At 65.6% G+C, this 24,459-nt stretch carries 24 protein-coding genes; 12 read left to right on the top strand and 12 right to left on the bottom strand.

Annotated features, from left to right (window positions below; translation table 11 throughout):
* The first annotated feature begins 42 nt into the window (after positions 1–42).
* Positions 43–1,371, top strand: a complete 1,329-nt coding sequence (gltX, locus tag ACZ1JY_RS15290) for a glutamate--tRNA ligase (RefSeq protein WP_465129865.1) — start codon at positions 43–45, stop codon at positions 1,369–1,371.
* 59 nt (positions 1,372–1,430) lie between these two features.
* Here gltX and ACZ1JY_RS15285 read toward each other — a convergent pair whose 3' ends face one another.
* Complete coding sequence (locus ACZ1JY_RS15285; RefSeq protein ID WP_118072212.1) at positions 1,431–1,886, bottom strand: peptidylprolyl isomerase; 456 nt, start codon at positions 1,884–1,886, stop codon at positions 1,431–1,433.
* A gap of 110 nt (positions 1,887–1,996) precedes the next feature.
* On the opposite strand from ACZ1JY_RS15285, the gene mgtE reads away from it, so the two are divergent.
* Positions 1,997–3,442 carry a magnesium transporter gene (gene mgtE, locus ACZ1JY_RS15280; protein ID WP_118072213.1) on the top strand — a complete coding sequence of 482 codons (1,446 nt, stop codon included), beginning with the start codon at positions 1,997–1,999 and terminating at the stop codon, positions 3,440–3,442.
* 14 nt (positions 3,443–3,456) lie between these two features.
* A complete protein-coding gene (locus tag ACZ1JY_RS15275) occupies positions 3,457–3,864 on the top strand; it encodes a DUF1489 domain-containing protein (RefSeq protein WP_465129864.1) in 408 nt (135 codons plus the stop codon).
* 45 nt (positions 3,865–3,909) lie between these two features.
* Here the strand turns inward: ACZ1JY_RS15275 and ACZ1JY_RS15270 are convergent, their stop codons facing one another.
* The 4 genes from ACZ1JY_RS15270 to ACZ1JY_RS15255 are packed head-to-tail and all read right to left on the bottom strand — an operon-like array spanning position 3,910 to position 7,843.
* Complete coding sequence (locus ACZ1JY_RS15270) at positions 3,910–4,602, bottom strand: DsbA family oxidoreductase (RefSeq protein ID WP_465129863.1); 693 nt, start codon at positions 4,600–4,602, stop codon at positions 3,910–3,912.
* The gene (nudC, locus tag ACZ1JY_RS15265) at positions 4,599–5,480 is read right to left on the bottom strand and encodes an NAD(+) diphosphatase (protein ID WP_465129862.1); all 882 of its coding nucleotides are present in this window, start codon (positions 5,478–5,480) and stop codon (positions 4,599–4,601) included. The genes ACZ1JY_RS15270 and nudC overlap by 4 nt, the downstream gene beginning before the upstream one ends.
* Positions 5,480–6,775 (bottom strand): serine hydrolase domain-containing protein, encoded by a 1,296-nt coding sequence (locus ACZ1JY_RS15260; RefSeq protein WP_465129861.1) that lies wholly within the window; start codon positions 6,773–6,775, stop codon positions 5,480–5,482. Before ACZ1JY_RS15260 ends, nudC begins: the two co-directional genes overlap by 1 nt.
* Positions 6,776–6,778: 3 nt before the next feature.
* Positions 6,779–7,843, bottom strand: coding sequence for an A/G-specific adenine glycosylase (locus ACZ1JY_RS15255; protein ID WP_465129860.1), 1,065 nt, complete (start codon positions 7,841–7,843; stop codon positions 6,779–6,781).
* 29 nt (positions 7,844–7,872) lie between these two features.
* Here ACZ1JY_RS15255 and ACZ1JY_RS15250 point away from each other — a divergent pair, with 29 nt between their 5' ends.
* The 4 genes from ACZ1JY_RS15250 to smc all read left to right on the top strand — a co-directional run bounded on the left by ACZ1JY_RS15250 (position 7,873) and on the right by smc (position 13,469).
* The gene (locus tag ACZ1JY_RS15250) at positions 7,873–8,442 is read left to right on the top strand and encodes a DUF721 domain-containing protein (RefSeq protein ID WP_168902784.1); all 570 of its coding nucleotides are present in this window, start codon (positions 7,873–7,875) and stop codon (positions 8,440–8,442) included.
* On the top strand, positions 8,439–9,158 hold the full coding sequence (locus ACZ1JY_RS15245) for a DsbA family protein (protein WP_465129859.1): 720 nt from the start codon (positions 8,439–8,441) through the stop codon (positions 9,156–9,158). The genes ACZ1JY_RS15250 and ACZ1JY_RS15245 overlap by 4 nt, the downstream gene beginning before the upstream one ends.
* An 89-nt stretch (positions 9,159–9,247) precedes the next feature.
* Positions 9,248–9,997, top strand: a complete 750-nt coding sequence (locus tag ACZ1JY_RS15240; RefSeq protein WP_168902786.1) for a thioredoxin domain-containing protein — start codon at positions 9,248–9,250, stop codon at positions 9,995–9,997.
* Positions 9,998–10,028: 31 nt separating this feature from the next.
* Entirely contained in the window at positions 10,029–13,469 is a 3,441-nt protein-coding gene (gene smc / locus ACZ1JY_RS15235) for a chromosome segregation protein SMC (protein ID WP_465129858.1), read from the top strand.
* Here the strand turns inward: smc and soxR are convergent.
* On the bottom strand, positions 13,466–13,906 hold the full coding sequence (soxR, locus tag ACZ1JY_RS15230) for a redox-sensitive transcriptional activator SoxR (protein WP_168903096.1): 441 nt from the start codon (positions 13,904–13,906) through the stop codon (positions 13,466–13,468). The genes smc and soxR overlap by 4 nt on opposite strands.
* Before the next feature lie 105 nt (positions 13,907–14,011).
* Between soxR and ACZ1JY_RS15225 the strand changes: the two genes are divergently transcribed.
* Both ACZ1JY_RS15225 and ACZ1JY_RS15220 read left to right on the top strand, forming a co-directional pair.
* Positions 14,012–14,389 carry a VOC family protein gene (locus ACZ1JY_RS15225; protein ID WP_118072220.1) on the top strand — a complete coding sequence of 126 codons (378 nt, stop codon included), beginning with the start codon at positions 14,012–14,014 and terminating at the stop codon, positions 14,387–14,389.
* On the top strand, positions 14,379–15,224 hold the full coding sequence (locus ACZ1JY_RS15220) for an arylamine N-acetyltransferase family protein (protein WP_465129857.1): 846 nt from the start codon (positions 14,379–14,381) through the stop codon (positions 15,222–15,224). The genes ACZ1JY_RS15225 and ACZ1JY_RS15220 overlap by 11 nt, the downstream gene beginning before the upstream one ends.
* Here the strand turns inward: ACZ1JY_RS15220 and ubiA are convergent.
* Complete coding sequence (ubiA, locus tag ACZ1JY_RS15215) at positions 15,203–16,117, bottom strand: 4-hydroxybenzoate octaprenyltransferase (protein WP_465129856.1); 915 nt, start codon at positions 16,115–16,117, stop codon at positions 15,203–15,205. The genes ACZ1JY_RS15220 and ubiA overlap by 22 nt on opposite strands.
* A 46-nt stretch (positions 16,118–16,163) precedes the next feature.
* Here ubiA and ACZ1JY_RS15210 point away from each other — a divergent pair, with 46 nt between their 5' ends.
* The 3 genes from ACZ1JY_RS15210 (at position 16,164) to ACZ1JY_RS15200 (ending at position 18,679) form a co-directional block, all read left to right on the top strand.
* Positions 16,164–16,913 (top strand): 16S rRNA (uracil(1498)-N(3))-methyltransferase, encoded by a 750-nt coding sequence (locus tag ACZ1JY_RS15210; RefSeq protein WP_465129855.1) that lies wholly within the window; start codon positions 16,164–16,166, stop codon positions 16,911–16,913.
* A 93-nt stretch (positions 16,914–17,006) separates the two neighbouring features.
* Positions 17,007–18,380 (top strand): glutamate--cysteine ligase, encoded by a 1,374-nt coding sequence (locus ACZ1JY_RS15205; protein ID WP_465129854.1) that lies wholly within the window; start codon positions 17,007–17,009, stop codon positions 18,378–18,380.
* Positions 18,380–18,679: a putative quinol monooxygenase gene (locus tag ACZ1JY_RS15200; protein WP_465129853.1), complete on the top strand. Its 300-nt coding sequence runs from the start codon at positions 18,380–18,382 to the stop codon at positions 18,677–18,679. The genes ACZ1JY_RS15205 and ACZ1JY_RS15200 overlap by 1 nt, the downstream gene beginning before the upstream one ends.
* A 3-nt stretch (positions 18,680–18,682) precedes the next feature.
* Here ACZ1JY_RS15200 and ACZ1JY_RS15195 read toward each other — a convergent pair whose 3' ends face one another.
* From ACZ1JY_RS15195 to ACZ1JY_RS15175, 5 genes are all read right to left on the bottom strand, one after another.
* Entirely contained in the window at positions 18,683–20,017 is a 1,335-nt protein-coding gene (locus tag ACZ1JY_RS15195; RefSeq protein ID WP_465129852.1) for a methyltransferase family protein, read from the bottom strand.
* A 106-nt stretch (positions 20,018–20,123) separates the two neighbouring features.
* Positions 20,124–21,464, bottom strand: coding sequence for an outer membrane protein assembly factor BamB family protein (locus tag ACZ1JY_RS15190; protein WP_465129851.1), 1,341 nt, complete (start codon positions 21,462–21,464; stop codon positions 20,124–20,126).
* Between the two features lie 18 nt (positions 21,465–21,482).
* Positions 21,483–22,241: a tetratricopeptide repeat protein gene (locus ACZ1JY_RS15185; protein WP_465129850.1), complete on the bottom strand. Its 759-nt coding sequence runs from the start codon at positions 22,239–22,241 to the stop codon at positions 21,483–21,485.
* Positions 22,242–22,393: 152 nt separating this feature from the next.
* Entirely contained in the window at positions 22,394–23,563 is a 1,170-nt protein-coding gene (locus ACZ1JY_RS15180) for a glycosyltransferase family 4 protein (RefSeq protein WP_465129849.1), read from the bottom strand.
* On the bottom strand, positions 23,560–24,414 hold the full coding sequence (locus tag ACZ1JY_RS15175; protein WP_118072228.1) for an alpha/beta fold hydrolase: 855 nt from the start codon (positions 24,412–24,414) through the stop codon (positions 23,560–23,562). The genes ACZ1JY_RS15180 and ACZ1JY_RS15175 overlap by 4 nt, the downstream gene beginning before the upstream one ends.
* Positions 24,415–24,459 lie beyond the last annotated feature (45 nt).

Raw genomic sequence — 24,459 nt, 5'->3', positions numbered from 1 at the left:
CCAGCCTTCCCCTTGCAGCAGCGGCGCGCTAGGGCAGCGCGCATGACAACGGTAACCCGCTTCGCCCCCTCGCCCACCGGCAAGCTTCACGTCGGCAACGTTCGCACCGCACTCCACAACTGGCTGCTGGCGAAGAAGACCGGCGGCAAGTTCATGCTGCGCATCGACGATACCGATGCCGAGCGCAGCCGCGAAGAGCACGTCGAATCCATCCGTGCCGACCTTGCCTGGCTTGGCCTGACCTACGACGGCGAGGAGCGCCAATCGCTGCGCACCGAACTGTACGAACGCGAGTTCCAGCGTCTGGTCGAGGCCGGTCGCATCTACCGCGCTTATGAGACTGCGCAGGAACTGGACCTCAAGCGCAAGATCCTGCTCGGCCGAGGCCTGCCGCCGATCTACGACCGCGCAGCGCTCAAGCTGACCGAAGCTGACCACGAGGCGAGAGCCGCTGCAGGCGAGACGCCGCATTGGCGCTTCCTGCTCGATCACGACCAGCCGATTGCGTGGGAGGACGGCATTCGCGGCCCTCAGAACTTCGACCCGCGCCAGATGTCGGACCCGGTGATCCGCCGCGCCGACGGTTCGTGGCTCTACATGCTGCCCTCGGCGATCGATGACATTGCCATGGGCATAACCGACGTGCTGCGCGGCGAGGATCACGTCTCCAACACCGCCACGCAGATCCAGATGTTCACCGCGCTCGGCGCCCAGCCTCCCCGTTTTGCCCATGAAGCGCTGCTGACCGGCAGCGAAGGCAAACTGTCCAAGCGCCTCGGCGCCTTGGGCATGGCCGATTTCCGCGAACAGGGTATCGAGCCTGAGGCGATCGTCGCCCTGCTCGCACGCCTTGGCACGTCCGACCCGGTCGATCCGTCACTCGATGCCAATGCACTGGCGGAAAGCTTCGACCTGTCCCGCTTCGGCCGCGCGCCCGCCCGCTTCGACGAGGCCGACCTCCACCGCGTCAACGCCCAGATCGTCCACCGGCTACCCTATGCCCGCGTCGCCCACCTTCTGCCCGAAGGCATGGGCGAAACCGCATGGGATGCCATCCGCCCCAACCTCGCCCATATCGACGAGGCGAAGGACTGGTGGCAAGTCGTGACCGGCCCGGTCGCAGCGCCGGCCTTCGACGAGGAAACCCGCGCCTATCTGTCCGAAGCAGCGAAGGTTGCCACGACGCTGGACTGGTCTGCTGAATCGTGGCGCGCCCTGACCGCTGCCCTCAAGGACAGGACCGGCCGCAAGGGCAAGGCACTGTTCCTGCCGCTGCGCCAGGCCCTTACCGGCCACGACCACGGCCCCGAAATGGCCGCGCTCCTGCCACTCATCGCGCAGGATGAAGCGGTGCGGCGGCTCTCGGCCTGACATGGAAAAGGGGCGGCAGCCCTTCGGCCCCGCCCCTCTTTTCCTGATCAGCAGTCCGATCAGGCAGCGACGACGCTGGCCTTGCGGATCACGCCCGGGTTTGCCGGCGGCTCGCCCTTGGGCAGCGCGTCGATCAGGTCCATGCCGCTCTCGACCTGGCCCCACACGGTGTACTGCTTGTCGAGGAAGCGCGCATCGTCGAAGCAGATGAAGAACTGGCTGTTGGCCGAGTGCGGATAGCTGGTGCGCGCCATCGAGCACACGCCGCGCACGTGCGGTTCGTCGTTGAATTCAGCCTTGAGGTCAGGCTTGCTCGAACCGCCCATGCCGGTGCCCTGCGGGCAGCCGCCCTGCGCCATGAAGCCGGGGATCACGCGGTGGAACTTCACGCCGTCGTAGAAGCCTTCGTTCGCCAATTCCTTGATGCGCTCGACATGGCCGGGAGCCAGATCGGGGCGCAGCTTGATCACAACGTCGCCGGAATCGAGCGTGAGGACCAGTTTTTCGTCAGCCATTAGTCGCAATCCTTGCTTGTTTGCGCGCCGATATAAGGCTTGCGAAAAGAAAGTCACGCATAGGTCTGCTAGGCGGTTGCAATTGACGCCTCAGCCGGTAACCCGCGCCTATGGAGCGCGACGACGACATCATCGACAGCCTGCTCCCCGACGTGGACGAAGCGCCCGCGCCGGCCGAACCCTCGCGCAATTCTGAAAGCCTCGACGAGGAAGACAACACTCTCCGCCCCGGCTTCGTCCGCCGCGTCGCCGAAGCGCTCGAGGCCGGTGACGACGAGACCGTCTACAACCTCGTCGAACCGCTCCACCCGGCAGACATCGCCGACCTTTTCGAGCTGATCGACCAGGACGACCGCGTCAAGCTTGCGCGTGCGATCAATGACTTGCTCGGCGGCGAGGTCATCGCCGAGCTTAACGACTACGTCCGCGAATACCTCGTCGAAGAGCTTGAGCCCGAAGAAGTCGCCGACCTTGCCGAGCAGATGGAGACGGACGACGCCGTCGCCCTGATCGAGGACCTTGACGAGGAAGACCAGCAGGCCGTCCTTGCCGAGATGGAGCCGGAAGATCGCGCCGCGATCGAATCCGCGCTGTCCTATCCGGAAGAAACCGCCGGCCGCCTGATGAGCCGCGATCTGATCGCGGTGCCCGAGGCGATGACGGTGGGCGATTTGATCGACTACCTGCGCCGCGACGACGAACTGCCCACCGAATTCTGGGAAGTGTTCATCGTCGATCACAAGCACCACCCGGTCGGCACCTGCAGCCTCAGCTGGATACTGCGCGCGCCGCGCAGCGTGCCGCTGGCCGACGTGATGAAGCGCGACCAGACGCTGATCCCGGTCTCGATGGATCAGGAAGAGGTTGCGCTGCGCTTCCAGAAGTACGCGCTGATTTCGGCGGCGGTTGTGGACGAGAGCGGCCGCCTCGTCGGCCAGATCACCGTCGACGATATCGTCCACATCATTCAGGAAGAGGCGAGCGAGGACATCCTGCGCCTGTCCGGTGCCGGCGATGGCGACATCAACGAGCCGATCCTGCTCACCGTTCGCACGCGCCTGACGTGGCTGGTGGTCAACCTCGGTACGGCGCTGGTCGCCGCCTCTGTCGTCGGCATGTTCCAGGGGGCGATCGCGCGCTTTGCCCTGCTCGCGGTGCTGATGCCGATCGTGTCGGGGATGGGTGGCAATGCCGGAACGCAGACGCTGGCCGTGGTCGTGCGCGCGATTGCCACCAATCAGCTGACCAGTTCCAACACGATCCGCATGATCCTGCGCGAGTTGCGGATTGCCGCCACGAACGGTGCTGCGCTGGGCATCCTGATCGGTCTCGGCACGGGCCTGCTCTTCGCCAATCCCCTGCTCGGCGCGGTCATCGGCTCGGCCATGGTGATCAACAATCTGGTTGCCGGGCTCGCCGGAATCATGGTCCCGGTCACGCTTGATCGCCTCAAAGTGGATCCGGCTGTCTCTTCGGCCGTATTCGTGACCATGGCTACCGATGTCATGGGCTTCTTCTCGTTCCTCGGCCTCGCCGTGCTGAGCGGCCTTGCCTGATCCGGAAGAAGTTCATGCCCCTGCACATGACCAAAGTGGCCTACGGTGCCCAATCGCTGGCCGAGATCCATGAATGGTTCTCGGACACCGGTCGGCGCGGAGGGGCGAAAGTCGCCTACCTCACCACCCGCAACCGCCCCAAGCGCGCCGAGGAAATGATCGGCGGTTCGCTCTACTGGATCCACAAGCACCAGCTCGTCGCCCGCTCGGAAATCGTCGGGTTTGAGGAGGCCGAGGGCGGTCGCACCAACATCGTCGTCAGCACCAAGCTGATCGACGTCCACCCCAAGCCCCGCCGCGCACATCAGGGCTGGCGCTATCTCGAGCCAACCGACGCGCCTGCAGACCTTGGTGATGGCGAGGCGGGAGAAGTGCTGCCAGCACAGATTGCGTCCGAACTGGCAAAGCTTGGGCTGGTCTAAGGCGGCGTGGACAGATTCCACAACGTGGAATTTGTCCACGCCGCCTTAAGCCTTGCCCGCAGCCTCCCGCGCCAGCACCTTGCGGATCAAGTCGGCATAGACGTCCGGCTCCTGCGCGCCGGGGACGATCAGCTTGCCGTTGATCACCACCGCCGGCACCCCAGTGACGTTCCAGTCCCAAGCCTGCCGCTCCTCGGCGGTAACGATCGCATCGATCTGCGGGTCAATCATCGCCTGTAGCGCATTGAGCCGGGGTAGGCCGACGCTTTCTGCCACTTCCGCCAGTACTTCGGGATCCGACACATTGCGCCGCCCCTGGAAGTGGGCGTCAAACAGCGCGCGTTTCAGCGCCACTTGCAGGTCCGGCCCGAAATCGCGCAGGGCCCAGGTCAGCAACCGGTGCGCCATGCGCGTGTTCCACATCATCGCCGGTGGCGCTTCGCCATCGCCGGTATAGTCGAACGAATATCCCGCGCGCTCGGCAGCCTGTCGCAAGGTTTCCCGTACGCCCGCCGATTGTTCGGCCGTACGGCCATACTTGCGCTGGATATGCGCGGCCTGCTCCTCGCCTTCCTCGGACATGTCAGGGTTCAGTTCGAACGGATGGAAGCGCACCGTGGCATCCACTTCGCCGTCCATGCTGGCCAGCGCCTTGTCGAGCTTACCCAGCCCGATCACGCACCACGGGCACATCACGTCCGACCAGATGTCGAGCGTGACCTTGGCGGGCGCGCTCATTGCGAGAGCCACCATTTGAGCAGGTGATGCGCGACTGCAAAGGGCGGCGGGGCAATGAACGCGCCGTCCTCGGCCCCCGTCATGGCGTAACGAACTTCTTCGCGGGTGAACCAGCGTGCGTCGTCGAGTTCGGTCACGTCGATGGTGATTTCACGCTGCGTGGTAAAGGCGTGGCAGGCGATCATCAGCGAGGACGGGAACGGCCAAGGCTGGCTGGCGACATAGCGCACCTCGTTCACCTTCACGCCCGCCTCTTCCAGCACCTCGCGCCGAACGGCGTCTTCGAGGCCCTCGCCCGGCTCCACAAAGCCCGCAAGCGCCGAATAGCGCCGAGGCGGGAAACGCGGCTGGCGGCCGAGCAGCAATTCGCCCTCGCACTCCACGGTCATGATCGTGACCGGATCGACGCGCGGGAAGTGCTCGCCCTTGCACGCCTCGCTCGAGCAAGTGCGTTGCCAGCCGCCCTTCGCGAGTTTCGTCGCAGACCCGCAGCGGGCGCAGAAACGGTGCCGCGCGTGCCAGTCAACCAGGCTGCGCGCACCGCCGTAGATCGACAAGTCCCCCGGGGAGAGCGCCCCCATCGCCGCCCACAGTCTTGGGTTTGGCGGCGCAACGCTGCCCACGATCGCGGGCGTCACTTGGGCAAAGCACCCGCGCCCTTCCTCGCTGAGGCCGAGGAACACCAGTTCGGCTTCCGGATCGGCATCGGCCAGCGTGCCCCAGTCAAGCCCTCCGTCGGGCGAGATCACCGGGTCGATCCCTTCCAGCCGCAGCAGCCGCGCCCGCCAGTTCATCAGGCTGCCAAGCTTGTCGGCATCGCCCCGGATATGGTCAGCGCGGTCGAGCCCGCCGCCGGCAAAAGCAATCGTCTTATCCATCAGGCTGCGGCCTTCTTCCCCGTTACGTCAGCCAGCACGGCCTTCGCGAATTCCCTGTGCACCGGATAGGCTTCTGACGGCATGTACTGGGTATAGACTCCTGCACGCAGCCCGACCCGGTAATTGACGAAGCCTACTGTGCCTGCTGCACCGGCCCAGCCATAGGTTCCGGCATCCTCGCCCAAGCCCACCGAACCGCCTGCGCCAAAGCCGTTGCCCTTGATGAAGGCTTGCGACAGGTCAGTGCCCGCCGGCAGGAGGTTGCTCGTGCCGAGCCGCACTGCAGCTTCGCTCATCACCTGCCTGCCATCAATCCGGCCGAAGCCCAGCAGCATCCGCAGAAAACGGTCGTAGTCGCGAGGACTTGAAACCAGCCCTGCCCCGCCGAACGGATAGGGCGGCTGATCTAGATAGACCGAAGCCTTGCCCGGATCGATCGGCAGCAAGGCACCACCTACAGCAGCGTAGTTCGTGGTCAGCCGCCCGACCTCGCTCTCGGGCACGCGGAACCACGTCGAAGTCATGCCGCAAGGGGCAAACAGCCGCTCGGCCAGAAACACGTCGAAGGGCTTGCCCGAAGCCACTTCGATGACCCGCCCCATCAGGTCGAGCGCAACCGAGTAACTCCACACCGCCCCCGGCTCGTAGACCAGCGGCATCGTTGCCAGAACGTCGGCGAACTCGGCAAGGCTGCCCAACGGCTTGGGCGCATCCATGCCCAGAAGCCGCATGCGGCTCGCCTGCCCTGGCACCAGCCCCGCGTTTATATAGGCGTCCTTGATCGGCCCTTTCTGGATGATCGAATAGCCAAGCCCCGCAGTATGCGTCAGCAGGTGCCGCACCGTGATCTGTGTCTTGGCCGGACGCAGATCGGTCATCGAACCGTCGGGCGTGACCTGCACCTGCATCTTGCCGAATGCCGGCAGCAGGTCGGCAATCGGCTGGTCGAGCCGGAGCTTGCCCTCGTCCACCAGCATCATCGCCGCCATGCCGGTAATCGGCTTGGTCATCGAATAGATCCGGAACAGGCTGTCCATGTTCACCGCTGGCGCCATCCCCTTGGCCAGAGTGCCACGGGCGATATCCATCGGCGCCTCGCTCGACCCCCAGCCGAGCGCCGCGATCATGCCCGGCAGCTTGCCTGAAGAGACATAGCCATCGAGCATTCCCGTCACAGTGGGAAAGCGCGCCTCCGCCGCAACGCTCGCCCATGCCATCCGCGGCAGCGCCATACTTGCGGCGACCAAACCGAGCGACCCGATGAACCCGCGCCGCGAAACCGAAACCTGCTGCATTGCTCAGTCTGTCCTTCCAGCGACGGCCAGCCGCGCTGCCTTGGCGAACACGGTCGGCAATCCGGCAGCCTCGATTGTCTCGACCGGCCACCATTCTCCCTCAGGCAGACTAACCGCTTGCGGCTGAACCGGAAGCATCAATTGCAATTCGAGATCGAAATGTGTGAAGCCATGGCGGACCACCCCGCCCGAGCGCCACTCTCCCTCCAGGCCGTCCGGACCGTCGCCCTTGGCTGACCAGCCATCGTCCGGGAGCGCCCGCATCCCGCCCAGCATCCCGCGCCCGGGCCGACGCACCAGCAGGACCTTGCCCTCGCGCTCCACCCAATAGGCCCTACCGGTTCGCAGCGGCTTGGCCTTCTTCGCAGCCTTCACCGGCAGCCGCTCGGGCGAACCTTGCGCGTAACCACGGCATCCCTCGCGCAATGGACACAGCATGCAGCGCGGAGACCTGGCCGTGCAGATCGTTGCGCCCAGATCCATCATCCCTTGCGCGAAATCTCCGGCGCGCTCCTCGGGCGTCACCTGCCCGGCGGCAAAACGGATCGCCGCCTTGCCCGCAGGCAGCGGCTCGTCGATCGCGAACAGCCGCGCCACCACCCGCTCGACATTCGCATCGACCACCACCGCGCGCCGCCCGAACGCAATCGCGGCCACGGCAGCAGCTGTGTATTCCCCCAAACCCGGCAATTCGCGCAAGCCCGCTTCGGTATCGGGAAAGCTTCCGCCCCTTGCCGCCACGGCCCGCGCACAGGCCAGGAGATTGCGCGCGCGGGCATAGTAGCCCAGCCCCGCCCACGCCGCCATCACGTCGCCGTCGTCTGCTGCCGCAAGATCGGCCACCGTCGGCCAGACTTGGGTGAACTTCGAAAAGTACGGCCCCACCGCCGCCACCGTAGTCTGCTGCAGCATGACCTCGGACAGCCACACCTTGTAGGGGTCCTGCCGCTCCTCACCCGGCAAACGTCGCCACGGCAGGCGGCGCGCGTTGGCATCGTACCACGCAAGCAGCAACGGGGCGATTGCCTCCGGATCGAATGACTTTGCGGCTTCCTCTCTGGCTTGCATCGCACACCTATGGCATGGCGCGAAGCGATATGGAAAGCACCCCTTCGGACGCGCCGAAACGCAAGAGCACCCGGTCGACGAAGACCGAGGCGGGCAAGCTCTATGAGCGTCCGCGCGGCGGCGAAGCGCGCCAGATCGCCGATCTCATGCCCGCCATCGGCCGCACCGCCTTCCGCCGCTTCGGCTTCGTGCAATCGAGCGTGGTCACCCGCTGGCCCGAGATCGTGGGCGAGCGTCACGCCCGCCACTGCATGCCCGAATCGATCCGCTTTCCCCCGGGCGAGAAGTCCGAAGGCATCCTGCAACTGGTCGTCAGCCCGGCGCACGCGCCGCTGATCCAGCACGTCACGCCCGAGATCATTGACCGCGTGAACCGCTTTTTTGGCTACAATGCCGTGGCGAAGGTGAAGATACGGCAAGGCGCCGTTCAGGCGCCAAAGCCCAAGGAAGCGCCGCGCGCAGCGCCTCCCTCGCTGAAGCCGATACCGATGGAACTGGGGGATTCGCTGCGCGATATCGGCGATCCCGAACTGCGTACGGTGCTGGAGTCGCTGGCGCGCAGTCTGGATAGTGCAACCGGGGGGAAGAAGATCGGATGATCAAGAAGTTCATCGCAACGGCACTCGCCGCCACCGCACTCGTCGCAACGGGGGCATCGGGCCAGGCAGCCAGGAAGCCTGCACCGCGGCCCGCAGGCGGCCTCAACTGGGCCGTCACCGGCTCCGTCACGCCCGAGGGCCATCACGTCCTCGGCAACCCAGCCGCCAAGCTGCGCCTGATCGAGTTCGTCAGCTACACCTGCCCGCACTGCTCGCATTTCGAGACCGAGTCTGAAGGCCAGCTCAAGATCGGCATGATCGCTCCGGGCAAGGGCGCAGTCGAAGTGCGCAATTTCGTGCGCGATCCAGTGGACATGACCGTGGCGCTGATCACCAATTGCGTGCCCGCCAACCGCTTCTTCCAGCTGCACACCGCGTTCATGCGCCTGCAACCGCAGTGGATCGGCCCGCTTGCCAACTCGACTGAGGCCCAGCGCCAGCGCTGGACCACCGGCACTTTCGCCAGCCGCACCCGCGCCATCGCCAGCGACTTCAAGTTCTATGACTTCATGGCGGCCCGTGGCATGGACCGGCAGGCCATGGACCGCTGCCTATCGAACGAGGCACTGGCCAACAAGCTTGCCCAGCGCACCAACGATGCTGCCGAGAAGCTCGGCGTCACCGGCACGCCCAGCTTCATGATCGACGGCATCCTGCTTGCCGGCACGCACGACTGGGACTCACTTCGCCCTCAGATCCTCGCGCGGATGGACTGATCCACAATCCCGGAACCACGCCCCTTCAAACCCCGGCAACAATCCGCTAGCGTCCTTCCAAACCGCCAGAAAACGGGAATATCCACACGATGAAACTCGCCCGCGCGCTTCTGCTTGCCACCCTTCCCCTGACGCTCGGCCTTGCCGCCTGTGACAAGAAGGACGCCGCTGCCGGGGGCGAAGTTGCCAGCGCAGAGCCGATTGCCAAGGTGCCGGCTCCTGCAGGCCAGTCGTGGACCGAAACCTTCTCCGTCACGCCTGAGGGTGGTTACCTGATGGGCAATCCCGACGCGCCGATCAAGCTCGTCGAATTCGGCGCGCTGTCGTGCTCGCACTGCGCGGAGTTCTCGGAAAAGGGCTTCCCCAAGCTGCGTGACGACTACATCGCGTCGGGCCGCGTCTCCTATGAACTGCGCCTGTTCCTGCTGAACGCGCTCGACATGCCGGCCGTGCTGCTGGCAACCTGCGGCGCGCCCGAAGCGGTCATTCCGCTTTCCGAACAGTTCTGGGCCTGGCAGCCGAACATGTTCACCAACCTGCAGAAGGACGAAGCCGCCTTCCAGCAGATCCAGAACCTTCCTGCCGACAAGCGCTTTGCAGGCATTGCCCAACTCGGCGGCATGAGCGAATTCTTCGCCTCGCGCGGCATTGCCGCTGCGCAAGGCTCTTCATGCCTGGCTGACAGCGCCAGGGCCACCAAGCTTGCCACCACCAATGAACAGTGGAGCAAGGAGTTCGACATCACCGGCACGCCGACCTTCTTCCTCAACGGCAGCAAGACCGGCGTTGCCAGCTGGCAGGAACTCGAACCCCTGCTGCAGAAGGCTGGCGCCCGCTAAGGGGGCCAGGACGGGTCGGGGGGCCTGATCGGTGCAATTCAAGCGCTTGAAACTCTCCGGTTTCAAGAGCTTCGTCGAACCTGCCGAACTGCGCATCGAACCCGGCCTAACTGGCGTTGTCGGCCCCAACGGCTGCGGCAAATCGAACCTTCTCGAAGCCATCCGCTGGGTGATGGGCGAAAGCTCGCCCAAGTCCATGCGCGGCGGCGGCATGGAAGACGTGATCTTTGCCGGGACAGCCACGCGCCCGGCCCGCGCCTTTGCCGAAGTCCTGCTTACCGCCGAGACCGATCCTGATGGCCCGTTCGGCGCAGAACTCGAAGTCATCCGCCGGATCGAGCGCGGCGCCGGCAGTGCCTATCGCGTCAACGGCAAAGACGTCCGCGCCAAGGACGTCGCGCTGGTCTTTGCTGACGCCGCCACAGGAGCCCACAGCCCGGCGCTGGTCAGCCAGGGCCGCATCGCTGCGGTGATCGCGGCCAAACCCGCCGAACGCCGCATGATGCTTGAAGAAGCGGCGGGCATCGCCGGGCTTCACGTCCGTCGCCGCGATGCAGAGCAGAAATTGCGCGCGACCGAGGCTAATCTGGCGCGGCTTGAAGACATGCTGGCGGGCCTCGAAAGCCAGATCGGTACGCTCCGACGGCAGGCCCGCGCGGCCGAGCGTTATCGCGCCGTTAGCGAGAAGATCCGCCTTGCCGAGGCCCGGCTCGTCTTCGCCCGCTGGCGCGATGCCGCCGCTGCCGCCGATGCCGCGCGCAAGCAAGCCATCGCTGCCGAGGACGCGGTGAAGCAGGCTACCGATCTCGCGCAAGCTGCGCAGAAAGCCCAACACAAGGCCGCCGCCGCCTTGGCCGAGGCGCGCGACGAACTGTACGACCGGCGACAGGACGCCGCGGCCCACGGCCAGCGCATGGCTTCGCTCACCGCCCAGCTCGAAGCCGCCGAGCAGCGGGTCAAGGACATCGAACGCCAGCTGACCCGCATCGAGGAGGACCGCGCCAGCGCCGATCGGCTGACCGAGGATGCCGCCACCGCGATGGCGAAGCTGGAGCAGGATCTTGCCGCAGCCGAGGGTTCGCTTGCGGCAGATAGCGAACGCCGCCCGACGCTTGCCGCAGCGGTCGACGATGCCGATCGCGCTGCCCGCGCCGCCGAAGTCGCCCTCGCCCAGCGTGTGGCTGAACAAGCCGGTATTGATGCCGAATGGCGCGTGGCCGAAGCGGCAGTTTCTGCGGCACGACAAAGACTTGGACGCCTTGATGCCGATGCTGCGCGGCTGACCCAGCAGGCCGATGCCCTTGCCCGCGAGGCCGATCCCGCCGCGCAAATCGCCGAGGCGGAAGCAAAGCGCGCCACTGCCGCCGAGGCCATCGCCACTGCGGAAGAACGCCGCGCAGACCTTACCGCCCAGCGCGAGGACTTGTCCGCCCGTCGTGACGCTGCCAGCAATGCCCTGGCGCAAACCCGCGCCGATCTTGCTGGAATCGAGCGGGAGGCAGACGCACTCACACGCGACAAGGCCGCACGGGAAAAAGCACGCTCTGCCAAAGGCTTGGGACAGTCCGCCATCGCCGGAACCCGCGCGGCGCCGGGCTATGAGCGCGCTTTGGCCGCAGTGCTCGGGCGGGATGCCTCGGCTCCGGTAGGCGCCGCCCCGCCAACCGCGGAGGGTCGTTTCTGGACTGGCGCGCAAGTGCCTGAACTGCTTGTGGATTCGCTGGCCCATCATGTCCCGCAGTGCCCGCCTGAACTGTCAGCGCGCCTCGCCCTGGTTCGCGTGGTCGACGCCGACGAGGGTCAGGCGCTTGCCCCCGGCCAATGGCTGGTGACAAAGGCCGGGCACTTGCGCCGCTGGGACGGTTTCATCGCGCGGGGCGAAGGTGCCGCCGAAGCCGCTGCGCTTGAGGCCGAGAACCGGCTTGCTGAACTGCAGGCGCTTCTGCCCGAGCGACGTCAAGCAGTCTCGACTGCCGAAGCCGCGCAGGAGGAGGTTCGCGCCGCGCTTTCCGAAGTGCAGGGCGAACTTTCGCAAGTGGAGCGCGCGCTCTCTGCCGCCGCCGATGCCGAGCGCATGGCGCTGCGGGCCTTGGATGCCGCAGAAGCGGCGCGGGCGCGGCTCGAACAGCGCAAGGCGGAACTGTCGCGGGCGCAGGAAGATCTTTCGGATCAACGTCTTGCAGCTCAAGCAGAAGTCACGGCGGCCGAGGACAAGCGCAGCACCCTGCCCGATCCGGCGGCAGGCCGGGCGGCGCTGGAGGCGGCGCGGGCGCGCAACGATGCGGCGCGCGTCACCCTGCAATCCGCCACCGCCGCATCGGCTGCGCTTGAACAGCAGATCGCGGCGGGCAAGGAGCGGCTGGCGGGTCTCAAGGGCGATATCCGCGCCTGGCAGGCCCGTGCCGGCGATGCCGCCAAGCGCTTGGCCGAGATGACCGGGCGGCGCGAGGAGCTGGAGACCGAGCGCGCGATCTCTGCCGCCAAGCCGGCGGGGCTGATTTCCGAGATCGAACAGGGCGAGGGAATCCGCGCGCGGCTGACTCTCCAACTCTCCGAGGCAGAGCGGCAACTCTCCGAGGCAGAAGGCCAACTCTCGCAGACAGAGGCCACACTCGCGGCCGCAAATGAGACACTCGCCACTGCCCGCGAGGCTCGTGCCGGAGCGTCCGCTCGCGCCGAGAACGAAGATGCCCGTCGACAGGAGATGGCGGCCATTTCTGGCGAGCGCTTCCAGTGCCCTCCCCCCCTCCTGCCCGAGCGGTTCGCATTCGCATCAGCAGAGGTTGCCGCTGCGACCGAGGAGTCGGCGGCGATGGACCGTCTGGCGGCGGAGCGGGAGCGGATCGGGCCGGTGAATCTGGTGGCGGCGGACGAGTTGAAGGACGCCGAGGACAAGCATGGCACCTCGGTGGCCGAGCAGGCGGAACTTACCGAGGCAGTTCATAGACTTAGAGGCTCTATCGGCAGCCTCAACCGCGAAGGCCGCGAGCGCCTGCTGGCGGCTTTCGAGGCGGTCGACGGCCATTTCCGCCGCCTTTTCAGCCGCCTGTTCGGCGGTGGCGAGGCGCATCTGGCACTGGTGGACAGCGACGATCCGCTTGAAGCCGGCCTCGAGATCTTCGCCCAGCCACCCGGCAAACGCCTGCAATCGTTGACTCTTCTGTCCGGCGGCGAACAAGCGCTGACGGCGGTCGCCCTCATCTTCGCGCTGTTTCTCACGAACCCCGCCCCGATCTGCGTGCTCGACGAAGTGGACGCGCCATTGGACGATGCCAACATCGAGCGGTTCTGCGACCTGCTTGATGCAATGGTGGCCGAAACTCGCACCCGCTACCTGATCGTCACCCACAATGCCGTGACGATGAGCCGCATGCATCGCCTGTTCGGCGTGACGATGGTGGAACGCGGCGTCTCGCGCCTTGTCAGCGTGGACCTGGGCGGGGCGGTAGAACTGCTTGAGAACGCAAGCTAATCCAGCACGTAGCGCGGGCCGGAACCGCCAGCCGCAGCGCGATCGTCCTTGTTGTAGAGTTGGCAGCGTTCGAGGCTGAGGCAGCCGCAGCCGATGCATTCGTCGAGCTTGTTGCGGGTGCGGGTGAGCAGCTGGATACGGCTGTCGATTTCCTTGCGCAGCGAACGGCTTATGCGTTGCCAATCAAGCACGTTGGGAGTGCGTCCCTGCGGCAGAGCGGCAAGCTCGCGCTCGATTTCGGCGAGCCCCAAGCCCAGCTTCTGGGCAATCTGCACGAAGCTCAACCGGCGGATATCGGAGCGCAGGAAACGGCGCTGGTTTCCGCCCGTGCGGATCGAGGTGACCAGCCCGCGATCCTCGTAGTAGCGGATCGCGCTGACCGCGAGGCCGGTGCGGCGCGCGAGCGTGCCGATCGGGATCAGATCGTTGCGGGTAATGGCCAAGGTTCTGCGACTCCACGCTTTCCGCTTGACCTCAAGTTAGCTTGAGGTTGCAGATTCACAAGCATCGATTCGACGAAAGCTCCCGAAAGGACCCCGACGATGCCCTTTGCCCGCCTTGAACACGTCAACATCTCCGTCAGCGATGCCGAGCGCTCGGCCGCCTTCTTCACCAAGCTTTGCGGGTGGCACGAACGCTGGCGCGGCCCGGCAATCGACGATGGCTTCTCGATCCATTTGGGCACCGAGGACCAGTACATCGTGTTCTACACCCCGCCCGGTGGAGTCTCGACGCGATTCTCCAAAGGCATGCCGCTGCAGCACGTGGGCATTGAAGTGGATGACCTTGCCGCAGCCGAGCAGATCGTGATTGCAGCAGGGCTCGAACCGTTCAATCATGCGGACTATGAGCCGGGCCGGCGGTTCTATTTCTACGACTGGGACGGGATCGAGTTCGAAGTGGTCAGCTATGGCGGTTGAACCGCTCTCTCCTGCGCAGCTTGCGGCCTACCTAGCGCGGATCGGCTTGTCGGCGCCGGTGGCGGCCGACCTGGCGACACTCGACGCGCTCGTTCGGGCGCACGTTCAGGCGATTCCGTTCGAGAACATCGACGTGCAGCTTGGCCGCGGGCTGACGACCGATCCGGATGCGGCCTTTGCCAAGCTGGTCGAAGGGCGGCGCGGGGGCTGGTGCTACGAGCACAACGGCGTGCTGGGCGCGGCATTGGCGGCGATCGGCTTCGACGTGATGCGGATGAGCGCGGGTGTAATGCGGCAGCTGCGGGGGGACGAATCAATTGGTTCGCACTTGTGCCTGCTGGTGCAGTGCGATGGACCGAAGCTGGTCGATGCCGGGTTCGGAAGCTGGCTTGGCGCGCCCGTGCCGCTTGAACAGGGACAGTGGCTGCATGATCCGCTGCCAGTGTCGCTCGGCCGCACCGATGACGCGATGTGGCGGGTCTCCGTCAGCCTTGGCACGGCGGCGATGTCGTATGATTTCGTCGCCCAACCTGCGGATGAGGATCAGCTTTCGGCCCTATGCCATTGGCAGGCCACTGATCCTGCATCCGTGTTCGTGCAGAACCTGACCGTGCAGAGGCGGCTTGCAGGCAATTACCTGATGCTCAGGGGCAAGGTGCTGACGGTTGTGGGGGCGCATGGCGAAGAGCGGCGTGAACTGGGTTCCGCCGGGGAACTGGTCAGCACTTTGCGCGAGCTTTTCCTGATCGACGTGCCCGAAGCGGCTGACCTGTGGCCCGCGATCGAGGCGCGACACGAGCGGTTGTTCGGCCCTCAGGCCGCACCGACGACGTAAGCCGCCGCAGCCATCAGCAAGCCGGCAAAGCGATTCGAACGGAACTTGACCAGCGGGTCCGCACCGTCTTCCTTGAGGGTGGCGACCTGCCACAGGAGGTGAAGGGCAACCGGCGCCAGCGCAAGCAGTGCCAGCGGATCGGCGCGAACCTGCCAGATGGCAGCAGCCCAGCACAGCAAGGCCAGCGCATAGAGCGCCCCGACGCCTGCACGAACGTGGCGCCCGAACGACAGCGCGGAGGAACCGATGCCGACCATGGCATCGTCCTCGCGATCCTGCAGGGCGTAGATCGTGTCATAGGCCATGCACCACGCCCAGCACCCGGCGTAGAGCGCAGCCAGAGGGGCAAGGCGTTCAAAGCCGGTGGCCTCGACCCAGCCGACTGGTGCGCCCCACGTAAAGACGAGGCCGAGCCACGCCTGTGGCCAGCCGGTGATGCGCTTCATGAAGGGATAGGCCGCGACGAGCGCCAGGCTGCCAAGTGCCACGACTTGCGCTTCCCAGCGCAGTTGCAACAGGACGAGGAGGCCGACAGCGCAAAGCGTAAGCAGCCATATCCATGATGTGCGTTTGCTGGTTGCGCCGCTGGCGATGGGCCGGGCGGCGGTGCGCGCAACGCGGGCATCGAGATCGGCATCGACGATATCGTTGTAGACGCACCCTGCCCCGCGCATGGCGATGGCGCCAAGCAGCATCCACGCGAGGATGCCCCAGCGCGCTGTGCCGCCGCCAAGGAACAGGCCCCAGGCGCAGGGCCAGAACAGCAGCCACCAGCCGATCGGCCGGTCGAACCTCGCCAGCAAGGCAAGGTTGCGCCACGGCTGCGGCAAGCTGGCGACCAAGCCCTTGTGCTCGCTGTCGGGGACGATTGTTTCGGAAGCGGTGGAAGTCACATTACAGACTCTTAACGAAAGGCAATATCCGCGCTAGGCGGTTGGGATGACCGCGACTCCTGCCTGGCCACCAAAATCCGCGCCGCGGCTGTTCGTCGATACGACGTTGAGCGAGGGATTGCGACTGCCGATCGAGGGGCAACAGGCGCATTATCTGGGCAAGGTGATGCGCGTGGGCGCTGGCGATGCCGTGATCGTTTGCGACAATCGCACCGGTGAGTGGGTGGCGCGCGTGACCGATGCGGGCAAACGCGAGGTTGTTGTCGAGATCGAGAAGCGCCTGCGCGAGCGCGAGGAGGTGCCCGATTTCTGGCTCTGCGCCGCCTTGCTGAAGAAGCCGAACTTCGATCTGGTGCTGGAAAAGGCAACCGAACTCGGCGCGGCGAAGATCGTGCCGGTGCTGACTAGGCGCTGCGTGGCAGACAAGCTGAATCCGGACCGCGCGCTGACGATCATGACCGAGGCGGCCGAGCAGTGCGCCCGCACGGCCTTGCCCGACCTTGGCGAGACGATGAAGCTCGAGCATCTGCTGCGCGAGTGGCCGGAGGAACGCACGCTGTTCTTTGCTGACGAGAACGGCGGGATGCCGGCAGCGGTGGCGTTTTCGATCCACAGTGGGCCGGCAGCGCTGCTGATCGGACCGGAGGGCGGGTTCGACGAGACTGAGCGGGCGCTGGTGCGGGCGCATCCGGCGGCGGTGGCGCTTTCGCTGGGACCGCGCATCCTGCGGGCGGAGACGGCGGCGATTGCCGGGACAGCGCTGTGGATGGGGATGCAGGGCGATTGGTTCGGCTAGGCCCATTCCTTCGCTAACAGCAACATTGCCTTGCAGGTGACGTGCTACAATTTGGCTGGCTAAAACCTGTCCCGGCCATTAACGGATGCGGGCATGAGCACGCGGCAAGTTTCAAATAGCAACGATCCCGTCATCGAAAGCCGCGACATGCTCGTGGTGCCGATGCAGAAGGGCGAAAAGCCGAAGGAAAACTGGCGGATCGGCACTGAGCACGAGAAGTTCGTCTACCGCACAGCCGACCGCGCGGCGCCATCGTACGATGAGCAAGGCGGCATTCGCGACCTGCTGAACGCGCTGACCGAGTACGGTTGGGAGCCGATCATCGAGGGCGGCAACGTCATCGCCATGTCCGGGCCGGACGGAGCGGTGAGCCTGGAGCCTGCCGGACAGCTGGAGCTTTCGGGCGCGCCGCTGGTGAACCTGCACCAGACCTGTGCGGAAACCGGGCGGCATCTTGCGCAGGTCAAGACGATCGGTGACAAGCTGGGCCTGGCCTACCTTGGCATGGGGCTGTGGCCGGACAAGACTCGCGAAGAGCTGCCGATCATGCCCAAGGGCCGCTACGACATCATGCTGCGGCATATGCCGCGCGTGGGGACGATGGGCCTCGACATGATGCTGCGGACGTGCACCATCCAGACCAACCTCGATTATTCGAGCGAGGCGGACATGGTGCAGAAGTTCCGCGTCAGCCTTGCGCTGCAGCCTCTGGCGACAGCGCTGTTCGCCAATTCGCCGTTCCTTGAGGGCAAGCCCAACGGGTTCCTGTCCTATCGCAGCCATATCTGGACCGACACCGATCCGGCGCGCACGGGGATGCTGTCGTTCGTGTTCGAGGAGGGCTTCGGGTACGAGCGCTATGTCGAGTACATGCTCGACGTGCCGATGTATTTCGTGTTCCGCGATGGCAAGTATATCGACGCAGCAGGCTTGTCGTTCCGCGATTTCCTGGAAGGCAAGCTTTCGGTGCTGCCCGGCGAGAAGCCGACGCTGTCGGACTGGAACGACCACCTTTCCACCGCCTTCCCCGAAGTACGGCTCAAGTCGTTCCTTGAGATGCGCGGGGCCGATGGCGGGCCGTGGAGCCGGATCTGTGCGCTGCCGGCGCTATGGGTCGGCCTGCTCTACGATCAGGGTGCGCTGGATGCGGCGTGGGACCTGGTCAAGGGCTGGGACATGGACGGGCGCGAGCGCCTGCGTGCCGAAGTGCCGAAGCTCGGGCTGGATGCGACGCTGCCGGGTGGAGGCAAATTGCGCGATGTGGCGGCCGAAGTGCTGGCGATCTCGCGCTCGGGCCTGGCTGCACGGGCGCAGCTGAACGAGGCGGGCGACAACGAGACCGGCTATCTCCAGCCGCTCGACGAGATCGTGTCTTCGGGCAAGACACCCGCCGAACGCCTGCTCGACCTCTACCACGGCGAATGGGGCGGCGACCTTTCGCGCATCTATGGCGAAAAGAGCTTCTGATGATCATCGTGATGGGCACTGTCCGCGTTCCGGTGGAGAACATCGCGGCGATCAAGCCGATGATGGCCAAGGTCATCGCGGCGACGCTCAAGGAAGATGGCTGCATCCAGTATGCCTATGGGCAGGACGTGCTTGATCCCGAGCTGATCCACATTGCCGAGAAGTGGCGCGACATGGCGGCGCTGAAGGCGCACTTTCAAGCCGAGCACATGAAGGTTTGGGCGCAGGAGCGTGCGACGCTGGGGTTGTTCGACCGCAAGATCCGCGTGTTCGAGACCGACGAAGGCGCGGAAGTCTGAGGGCTATTCGGCCGGCTGGGCGACCGGTCGGCGCGGGGTGACGGCGCGGGTGAGCCTGCGCATGGCCGCGGTGATCAGGCCGTATTCGGCCATCCATGCGTGGTATTCGCGATACTTGGCGTCTTCGGCGAGAAGATGCTTTTCCTCGGTACGGGCGCGCCAATAGTAGACTGCGCTGACCAGCGCGAGGATAACGGTGTTGCGGATCGCATCGACCATCGAGCCGCTGGTGGTGAGGAACGGCAGCGAGGCGAGCCACCAGTAGGCGTTCTTGGACAGGTAGGCCGGGTGGCGGGTGTAGCGGTAGGGGCCGTTGGTCAGCACGCCGCGATAGGTGAGGTTCGAGAAGCGCAGGCCGAAGGCGACGGTGGCCCAGGCATAGACGGCGGTGAGGAACACCAGCGCGCCGGCCCAGAGCCACAGCAGACCGGTGTGGCCCTGCAGCCAGAAGGCCCACTCGGCGCCGTTGTGACGATAATCCAGCACGTCGCCATCGCCCATCAGGATGAACGGCGGATAGCAGATCAGCGCCGCGACCCAGGCCGAAAGGTGCGGGTTGGCGGTGCGGATCTGCGCGTCGAGCGGTTTCATCGTGACGAGGTAGCCGACCATCGCGATCTGCACGTCGATCATGAACATCGTCTCGATCAGCAGCGTGCCGAGCGCGACGGGATCGTGGAGGACGGAAGCCCAGTCGAAATGGATGACCGCTGCGAAACCGCCGGGGACGATCGAGATCATGAAGGCGCAGAAGAAGCCCTTGACCAGCCATGCGAGGGCGTGGCGCTTCACCTCGGCAGGCTCCCACGGCTCACGTCCGATGAGCATGGCGCCGAAGTGCCACGATGCATCGCGCGGGTTGACGAGAACCCGGTCGAGCCAAAGGACATAAGGGATGGCGCCGAGGAACAGGAAGGGCGCGGCTGTTTCCAGCACCTCCATCGCGAAGACGTATTGTCCGCGCCAGTACCAGCGGGCGATGCAGTAGGCGAAGGCGATGACGGCCCATGTGATCCAGAGTCCTGCGATCTTGGTGATCGAGATGTCGATCACTTCGCGCAAGGGACGGGGCGAGGACCAGTCTATGCCGGTCGACGGGCGCAGGTGGACTTTCTCCACCAGCAGCGCGTAGCCGACCATGGCGCTGCCCGAGAACAGCAGGGCGGCGAGCGCGGCGGAGGGGCCGTCCATGACTTCGGCGGGGGCGGAAAGGCCGAGGGTGGTGACGATTTGCGGCCAGAAGCGGCAGGTGAGCACCCACAGCGCAAGGCCGATGACCCCGGCAAGGCCGGTGCCTGCGGAGACGTCTGACGGAGGCGGGGCCGGACGGGCGCTCATGCACCCGTCATTCGCATCAAAGGGTTAGGATATGGTTGTGATGGCGCGCCTGATGCCTTGAGCAGGCCCACCCCCAACCCCTCCCGCCTGCGGGAGGGGAGCAGGATCAGCGGAAAGCGGTGATCTTGCCGCCATCGTCGAGGATGTAGAGCGTCTGGTTCGCCACGATCGGGGCGAGCGTGACGCTGGAGCCGACCTTGGTGAATTCGCTCACCGTGCCGTCGGTTACCGAAGCACGCAGGACTTCGCCGCGCGAGTTGGCCATCCACAAGTGGTTGCCGGCGAGGATCGGGCCGGTCCAGAGGATCTGGTTCTTCTTCTTCTTTTCGTTCTTGTACCGCTGAAGTTGCGTCATCCAGCGCACCTTGCCGCTCGACTTGGCGATGCACAGCAGCTTGGCCTCGTCGGTCAGCGCGAAGATCCAGTCCCCGGCGATGGCGGGGGTAGAGATGCCGGCGAGGTTGAGTTCCCAGATGCGCTGGCCGGTGACGAGTTCATAGGCGGCCATGCGTCCGCCCTGCCCGAGGGCATAGACGCGGCCGCGTTCGATGATCGGATCGGCGTCGATGTCGGTCAGGGTCGAGACGGACGTGGCGATCGAGGTGCGCGCCAAAGCGTCGGCCCAGAGCTGGCGACCGTTCTCATAGCGATAGGCGACGAGTTCGCCGGAGGAGAAACCGGCGACGATGGTGCCCTGCCCTGCAGCCGGCGAAGCAACGCCGAAGACGTTGGTCTGGCCGACCGAGGCGCTTTCGCTCCACAGCACCGCGCCATCGGCTTCGTTGAGGGCAAAGAGCTGGTTGTCCTGGCTCATCACCATGACCTGCCCGAAGGCGACGGTGGGCGAGCCGCGCAGCGGTCCAGCGGGCTTCACGCGCCACTTGATCTCGCCGGAGCCTGCATCGAGCGAGGCGACTTCGCCGACGCCGTTGGTGACATAGACCTTGCCATCGTCGTAGGATGCGCCGCCGCCGAAGGTCGACCCGGCGTTCTGCTTTTCGGCGCGGACCGAGGTGTCCCAAACGCGGGCGCCGGTGCTTGCGTCAAAGGCGTGGACGGTGCCGTCCGTGTCCATCGCGAAGAGCTTGCCGCCGCCGACGACCGGAGACGCAGCAAGGCGCTGGCGGGCGTTCGAGCCCTTGATCGAGACGCTGAAGGCGCGCGAGGGCGATTCCGCGAGGGCAGCGTGGCCATAGGACTTCGAGGCGTTGCCGCCACCTTGCGCGAATTCGGTGTTCACTTCCGCAGCGGGAAGGACGACCGTCATCAGCGAGATCGAATCATCGACCTTGGTGCCGGCATCGATCTTCGAGAGGATCGGCTGGCGCGAGCCGACCGTCGGCGTGGTCTTCACGCCCTTCTTGAAGACACCGCAGCCGCCAAGAGCGAGCGCAAGAACCACCACGCTGGTCAGCGAAGCGCGGCGGAAAGTGGGTTTCGGCGTCATCGGATGCATCCTCAAAACTTATTGCGCGCTCTGCACGATAGTGGCGGTGCCGGGATCTTCTACGGCATCCACCCCGAGCAACCCGGCCATCTGGCGCGTGCGGCGGCGCAAAGTATCAGGCACGGTCTTGTCCTTGGCGATCTGCGCGAACATGGCGCCGGCAAGGTCATTCTTGCCCTGCTTGACGTAGGCCATGCCGACGAGTTCGCCCGCGCTGCCGAACCAAGCGTTGCCGGGAACGGCAAGGGGCTTCAGACGCTCAACCACCTTGTCCGGGCCGAGCTGGTCGAAGGTCAGCGAGATTTCGCGGATCGTGGCGAGATCACGATAGGCTTGCGGAATTTCGGCATCAGCGGCGATGGCAGCGAAAGCCTTGGCCGCCTCGGCATTCTTGCCCTGTTCGGACAGGACGCCAGCCGCCAGCATCTTTGCCGTGGCGCGATAACCATCGGTCCCTTCGGCAGCGAGGGGGGCTACCGCATCGGTCGCGGCCTTGAGGTTGCGCACTTCCAGACTGTCGAGCGCCTTGGTCAGCACTTCGCCCTGTTCGGCAGCCTTGGCGTTGCTGTGGTTTTCATACCAGAGATAACCGCCCAGACCGAGCAGGCCGGCCACGATCAGCGCGCCGACCGGCTTTCCGTACTTCTGGATCGCGGTGTAGACCTGATCTTCGCGCAGGGCATCGTCCACTTCGCGCAGGAAGGCATCGCCCTGCCCGGCCGAGCGTTCGGCGAGCTGGTTGGAACGGGATTGCGGACTATCAGGACGGAGAGCCAAGGCAGCGCTTTCGGGAATTGGTTGACGTTTGCTAGCGTGTGTCTGGCGCGGTGTTTAGCGGATGGGCCCGCCTTTTCAACGGAATTGATTGTTCCCGCCCACCTGCCGCGACGCGCGTGAACCCTGCATGAAGGCGAGTGCCAAGGTGCGGTTCACGGGAAGACATCAAGGCCGAGGGTCTGCGCGTAGACTTGCGCATGGTGGCCGGCCATGACCGCCTCGTCGAATTCGGCCCGAGCGCGATCGCGATTGGCCTTGCCGATGGTGCGGCGGAGGGATTCATCGGCGGCGAGTGCAATGATGGCCTGGGCGAAGGCTTCCTCGTCCCCCGCAGGGGCGATGTGGAGCCGGTTGGGTTCCGACACCATCTCGGCAACATCGCCCACGGCCGGGCTGGCAACGGCGAGCCCGGCGGCCATCGCCTCGATCACCGACAGCGGCGCCTGCTCGCTGTCGGACGAAAGCGCAAAGAGATCGAACAAACCGACGGCGAGCGAAGGGTCAGCGACGTGGCCGGGCAGATGGACGCGATGACCAAGCTCAAGGCGGATCGCCTCGGCAGTGATCGCTTCGCGTTCCGGGCCTTCGCCGAGGATGACGAGGTGCCAGTCGGGCGGCAGGTCCTTCATCGCGCGGACCATGCGCGGCAGGTTCTTGACCGCGCGCAGGCCAGCAAGCGTGCCGAGCCACTTCTCGCCGGGGCGCTTGACCACGCGGGGCAGCAGGTCGGGCTTGGGCTTGCGCGCGTAGAGACCGGTGTCGATGCCATTGGCGATGCGCCGAACGCGGCTGCGCGGCTGGTGCCAGACGGTGAGCGCAATGTCCTCAAGCTGGCGCGAAGGGACCATCAGCGCGCTGGCACGGGCAAGCGCGACGCGGCGATACCAGTTGCGGCTGGTCTTGAGGCCATCGGCCTCATCAGCGTTGAAGCCATCTTCGTGATGAATCAGGGGCGGAAGGCCCATGGTGGGCGCGAACACCGCGTGGGCCATGCAGGCGTCCATCGCGCCCCAGTTGTAGGTCAGGATCAGGTCGAAGCCCTGCATCGCCCGGGCAAGCTGGCGCAAGCGGCCAACGCCGAGCTTGCCGGCGAGCGGCGGAAAGCCGAACGGGAAGAATGCCGACACCTTCGCGTCGATCAGGGCCCTGGCACCCATGGCGCCAGGCTGGGCAGAGACGATGTGATGCTCGATCGGCCGGTCCTTCCGCCCCTTCCCCCAGCGGTTCATCAGCGCGACGGCACGCCGTTCCTTGCCGCCGGCATCGAACGTCGAATGCAGGTGGAGCAGTTTCAGGGGGCCTTTGACCGGTGGGCGGCTCATGCCCGGGCCAGAAGGCGCCCGATTGCAGCGACGCTTTCCGGTTCGTCCAGCGTGGGAGCGTGGCCGATGCGCGGCAGCGTGACGAGTTCGACGCCGGGGCGGCTCGCCATCTTTTGCGCAGTCGCGGGTTCGAGAATGTCGGAATTTTCACCGCGCAAGATCAGGAGCGGGCGGGTGGCGAGTGCATCGAACAGCGGCCACATATCAACTTGCGGGGTTGCGCCTGCCGGGGCCTCGAACGGCTCGGCAATCTTCATGTCATAATCAAAGGCGATGCGCCCGCCGGTGCCAAGGACCATGATGCGCTTGGCGTAGCGCAGCCATTGGGTGATGTCCCAATCGGGGTAGACATCGCCGCTGCTTTCCTGAAGCGCGCGGGCGGCGTGCATCCAGGTTTCGAAATTGCGCCCTTGCCCGACATAGCCGCGAATGCGTTCGAGACCTTTCTCGGAAACCTCGGGGCCGACGTCGTTGAGCACGGCGGCGGCAATGCGCTGCGGGTTGGACACGGCCAGCAGCATGGTGAGCAAGCCACCAAGCGAGGTGCCGATGGAAACGAAACGCTCAATCCCTTCCTGCGCCAGCAGCGCCTCGACGTCCTGCAGATAGTGCATGGGCGTGTAGGTCATCGGGTCCTTGGCATAATCGCTGTCACCCCGGCCGCGCATTTCCGGGCAGAGGACGCGCCAGGTGCCGGCAAGGCGAGCGGCAAGGTCTTCGAAATCGCGGGCGTTGCGGGTCAGGCCCGGCAGGCAGATCACCGGGGGCTTGGCGGAATCGCCGTCAAAGTAGCGAAAATGCAGGCGCAATCCGTCGCTGCTGGTCCAGTAGCGATCTTCGTATTCGGCCATTTCGTCTGGTATTCCGCGTGAAATCGGGGGTGCCTGCTTGCGGGC

The organism is Novosphingobium sp. BL-A-41-Hi4B-X5A (genome assembly GCF_055521705.1).
This window is presented reverse-complemented; position numbering and strand designations above follow the sequence as displayed.